At 64.3% G+C, this 5,226-nt stretch carries 4 protein-coding genes; 3 read left to right on the forward strand and 1 reads right to left on the reverse strand.

The genetic code is table 11. The features are described from left to right. The coding region (locus ACKODO_RS08265; RefSeq protein ID WP_408982966.1) for an IlvD/Edd family dehydratase at positions 1-1,469 on the reverse strand (1,469 nt) is incomplete at its 3' end. 213 nt (positions 1,470-1,682) lie between these two features. Here ACKODO_RS08265 and ACKODO_RS08270 point away from each other — a divergent pair. The 3 genes from ACKODO_RS08270 to hemH all read left to right on the forward strand — a co-directional run. Next, positions 1,683-2,867 carry a pyridoxal phosphate-dependent aminotransferase gene (locus tag ACKODO_RS08270; protein ID WP_408982967.1) on the forward strand — a complete coding sequence of 395 codons (1,185 nt, stop codon included), beginning with the start codon at positions 1,683-1,685 and terminating at the stop codon, positions 2,865-2,867. A 15-nt stretch (positions 2,868-2,882) separates the two neighbouring features. Continuing rightward, entirely contained in the window at positions 2,883-4,118 is a 1,236-nt protein-coding gene (locus ACKODO_RS08275) for a phenylacetate--CoA ligase family protein (protein WP_408982968.1), read from the forward strand. A gap of 112 nt (positions 4,119-4,230) precedes the next feature. Further along, positions 4,231-5,226, forward strand: a 996-nt coding sequence (hemH, locus tag ACKODO_RS08280; RefSeq protein WP_408982969.1) for a ferrochelatase, incomplete at its 3' end; no start/stop codon positions are given.

Here is a 5,226-nt window from a genome sequence, read left to right on the forward strand (position 1 = left end):
CCGATGCAGGGCAGTGCGTTGATGCCCTTCCTGATGAGATAGGCCGGGGGCCGCATGTTCACGACTTCTGCCGCGCCGGGATAGCCGATCGGCCCTGTCCCGCGCATGACGAGGATGCCATCCGCCCCGATCTTGAGGGACGGATCATCGATGCGATGGTGATAATCCTCCGGGCCATCGAACACGAAGGCAGTGCCTTCGAAGGCATTCATGTCCTTCGGGTTTTCGAGATAGCGCTGGCGGAACTCGGGCGAGATCACGCTGGTCTTCATGATGGCGCTGTCGAAGAGGTTGCCCTTGAGGTTCAGGAAGCCTGCCCGGGCTTTCATCGGCTCGGCGAACGGCTTGATGACGCGGCGATCCTCGCTGAAACGGCCGCGATTGTTCTCGCCGAAGGTCTTGCCGTTCACCGTCAGCGCATCCTCATGGATGAGGCCCTGCCCGATGAGCTCGGCCGCCACGGCCGGCACGCCGCCGGCGCGATGATATTCCTCGCCGAGATACTCGCCGGCGGGCTGGAGATTCACCAGCAGCGGCACATCATAGCCGTATTTCTCCCAGTCGTCCGGCGTGAGTTCGATGCCGAGATGGCGCGCGATGGCGATCAGATGGATCGGCGCGTTGGTCGAGCCGCCAATGGCGGAATTGACCCGGATCGCGTTCTCGAACGCCTTGCGCGTCATGATCTTCGAAGGCGTGAGCCGCTCGAAAACCATCTCCACGATGCGCTTGCCGGTTTCGTAAGCGCATTGCTGACGCTCGCGATAGGGAGCGGGGATCGCCGCCGAGCCCGGCAGGCTCATGCCCAAGGCTTCCGCGAGGCTGTTCATGGTCGAGGCCGTGCCCATCGTGTTGCAATGCCCGGTGGAGGGAGCCGAGGACGCCACAAGTTCGATGAACTGCTCGTAGTTGATTTCGCCCGCCGCCATCATCTGCCGCGCCTTCCAGACAATCGTGCCGGAGCCGGTGCGCTCGCCGCGGAACCAGCCATTGAGCATCGGCCCGACATTCATGGAAATCGCGGGGATATCCACCGTCGCGCCGGCCATCAGCAGGGCCGGAGTGGTCTTGTCGCAGCCCGTCAGCAGCACCACGCCGTCGAGCGGATAGCCATAGAGGACCTCCACCAGACCGAGATAGGCGAGGTTGCGATCCAGCGCAGCCGTTGGCCGTTTGCCGGTTTCCTGAATCGGGTGGACCGGGAATTCCATCACCACGCCGCCCGCCTCGCGAATGCCTTCGCGAATGCGCTGGGCCAGCACCACGTGATGCCGGTTGCAGGGCGAGAGATCGGAGCCCGTCTGCGCGATGCCGATGATCGGCTTGCCCGATTGCAGTTCCTCGCGCGTCAGCCCGTAATTCAGGTAGCGCTCGAGATAGAGCGCGGTCATGTCCGGGTTGCCGGGATTGTCGAACCAGTCGCGCGAGCGAAGTTTGAAGCCTTTACGCGAAGCCGGTTTACGGGCCATCTTGGCCTCTCCTCATTCATCATATGTTTGGGCAAGCATGCCGCGATGTTGGTCGGAGATCAATCGGAATTCCGCGCGAAAACGAAAACATTTTCATCCCGCTTTCGCGCATCTTGCGCAAGCCGCCGCTTCTTCGCAGAGTGGCGGCACCGGGGCGCATCGTCCCGCGCATTCAAGACCAGAACCGCCGAAGAGGCCCGAGAGAGGGAGTTCATGCTGGATATCGTCCCCGCCTTCGCCCGCATCGGCGAGGAGAACGCCTTTGCGGTCCTCGCCCGCGCGACCGAACTTGCCCGCCAGGGCCGCGACATCATCAATCTCGGAATCGGCCAGCCGGATTTCCCAACCCCCGGCCATATCGTGGAAGCGGCGATCAAGGCCCTGCGCGATGGCCAGCATGGCTACACGCCCGCAACCGGCATTCTCCCCCTTCGCGAGGCGGTGGCGGCGGATGTGCATCGCCGGTTCGGAGCGGAGGTGTCGCCGGAGCGCGTGATGGTCGTGCCTGGCGGCAAGGTGACCATGTTCATGGCGATCCTGATGTTCGGCCAGCCGGGCGTGGAGATCCTCTATCCCGATCCCGGTTTCCCCATCTATCGCTCGATGATCGAATTCACGGGCGCGACGCCCGTCCCCGTGCCGATCCGCGAGGAGAACGGCTTTGCCTTCTCCGCGGAGGAGACGCTCTCGCTCATCACGCCGCGCACGCGCCTGCTCATCATCAATTCGCCCGCCAACCCCACGGGCGGCGTCACGCCCAGGGCCGAGATCGACAAGCTGGTCGCAGGCCTCGCGCGCTTCCCGCGCGTCGCGCTGATGTCGGACGAGATCTACGATCAGATGACCTATGACGGCGAGGCGCATTGCTCGCTGCTGACCTATCCGGAAATCCGGGATCGCCTCATCCTGCTCAATGGCTGGTCGAAGACTTATGCCATGACCGGCTGGCGCCTGGGCTGGTCCATCTGGCCCGAGAAAGCCTATGAGGCGGCGCGCAAGCTTGCGGTGAATTCCTTCTCCTGCGTCAACGCGCCCGCCCAATGGGCGGGACTCGCGGCGCTCACCGGCCCGCAGGATGATGTGCATCGCATGGTTGCGGAGTTCGATCGCCGGCGGAAGGCGGTCGTGGCCGGGCTCAACGCGCTGCCGGGCATTTCCTGCGCCACGCCGAAGGGCGCTTTCTACGCGTTTCCCAACATCAGCCAGACCGGCTGGAAGGCGAAGAAACTCGCTTCCGCCCTGCTGGAAAAGGCCGGCATCGCCACCATCGGCGGGCCGGATTTCGGCGTATATGGCGAAGGCTATCTCCGCCTCTCCTCCGCGAACTCGCTGCCGAATATCGAGCGGGCTCTTGCCCGGATCGGCGAGTTCCTCGCGACCGAACAAGCCGCCGCCTGAGCCTGGAGAGAGACGATGCCCAGCCATTTCGACCGGCTCGAAACCCGCTCGCCCGAGAAGCGCGAGGCGGAGGATTTCCGCACGCTCCGCGCGCTGCTGACCGATCGCATCAGCAAGGCGCCGGCGCTGAAGAAGCAGCTCAAGGGCATCGATATCCGGTCCTTGAAGAACCGCGCCGCGCTTGGAGAGGTGCCGGTGTTCCGCAAGAGCAATCTTCTCGCGCTGCAAAAGGAGAAGCCACCTTTCGCGGGGCTGGCTGCGACCAAGACCGGCGCGCTGAAGCGTCTCTTGATGTCCCCCGGGCCGATCTTCGATCCCGAAGGGCATGCCGGCGATTGGTGGGGTGCCGGTCGCGCCTTCTTCGCGGGGGGGATGCGCAAGGGTGACGTGGTGCTGAATACCTTCAGCTACCATTTCACGCCCGGCGGCTTCATCTTCGAATCGGGAGCACATGCCATCGGCGCTGCAGTGATCCCCGCGGGTCCGGGACAGACCGAGCAGCAGCTCGATGCCATCGAGGCGCTTCGTCCCAATGCCTATGCCGGCACGCCGGACTTCCTGAAGATCCTCATCGAAAAGGCCATCGAGGCCGGTCGGCCGGTCACCTCGATCCGGAAGGCGATGGTCTCGGGCGCCGCCTTCCCGCCCAGCCTTCAGGCCTTCGTGAAGGATCATGGAATCGTGGCCTGCCAATGCTACGCGACGGCCGATCTCGGCATCGTCGCCTATGAAAGCCTCGGCCAGCCCGGCCTCATCATCAATGAGGGGCTGATCGTCGAGATCGTGAAGCCCGGCACGAACGAAGCCCTCCCCGAGGGCGAGGTGGGCGAGATCGTCGTCACGCGTCTCAACGCGGATTATCCGCTGCTGCGCTTCGGCACGGGCGACCTTTCGAAGATCATTCCGGGACGGAGCCCCTGCGGCCGCACCAACCAGCGCCTCGCGGGCTGGATGGGCCGTGCGGACCAGCGCACGAAGGTGAAGGGCATGTTCGTCGACCCCGCGCAGATCGAGGCGGTGCGGAAGGCGCATCCCGGCCTCGGCCGCCTGCGCCTTGTCGTGATGCGCAAGAATGAACAGGATACGATGACGCTCCGCGCCGAAAGCGGCGAGGCATCGCCAAGCCTCGCGAGCGCGCTCGCCGCGAGCCTTCAGACGCAGACCAGGCTCAGGGGCGAGGTGGAACTCGTGGAGCCGGGCTCGCTGCCCAATGATGGAAAGATCATCGCGGATGAACGTCCGATCGGCTGAGAGCCGCGTAAAGCAAGGCAACCGGGCGCGCTTTCCCGCGTGACGCCCCCCTCCCGATGCCTTACGGAACGCTCCGATGAATAAACATCAGCCGTTGATGATTGATGACGCCATGAACCGTGAGTTCGAGACGCGCCGCGAAGCTGAGATGCGGGCCGTTCGCCTGCCGCCGGATCACCCTCCGGTGAAGACGGGCAAGGTGGGCGTCCTCCTCCTCAATCTCGGCACGCCGGATGGGACCGATTACTGGTCCATGCGCCGGTATCTGAAGGAATTCCTGTCCGATCGGCGCGTTATCGAGGTGCCGCGCCTGCTCTGGTGGCCGCTGCTGAACCTCATCATCCTGACGACGCGCCCGGGCAGAAAGGGCAAGGATTACGCGACGATCTGGAACAACGAGAAGAACGAAGGGCCGCTCAAGACCATCACCCGCAATCAGGCGGACAGGCTGGCGGAGCGTCTTTCGGGCGATGACCGCATCGTTGTGGATTTCGCGATGCGCTATGCGAACCCGTCCACGGAGAGCCGCATCCAGTGGCTGAAGGATCAGGGCTGCAACCGCATCCTGCTGGTGCCGCTCTACCCGCATTATGCCGCGGCCACCACGGCCACCGCCGCCGACCAGGCCTTCCGCGCGCTGATGAAGATGCGCTGGCAGCCCTATGTGCGCGTGGCCCCCGCCTATGCCGATGATCCCGCCTATATCGAGGCGCTCGCCAATTCCGTGCGCACCCATCTCGCCGGGCTTGATTGGGAGCCGGAGGTGCTGGTCGCGACCTTCCACGGCATGCCGGAAAAGTATCTTCACAAGGGCGACCCCTACCATTGCGAATGCCAGAAGACCGGTCGCCTGCTGCGCGAGGCTTTGGGCTGGCCGAAGGAGCGTTTCCGCATCACCTTCCAGTCACGTTTCGGCAACGATCCGTGGCTGCAGCCCTACACGGATGAAACCGTCGAAGCGCTCGCGAAATCCGGCGTGAAGCGCCTCGCCATGATCGCGCCCGGCTTCTCGGCGGATTGCCTCGAGACGCTGGAAGAACTGGACGGTGAGAACCGCGAGATCTTCGAGCATAATGGCGGCGAGCATTTCAGCTATATCCCCGCGCTG

Source organism: Rhabdaerophilum sp., from assembly GCF_046092605.1.
In the GTDB taxonomy this organism is placed as follows: domain Bacteria; phylum Pseudomonadota; class Alphaproteobacteria; order Rhizobiales; family Beijerinckiaceae; genus Rhabdaerophilum.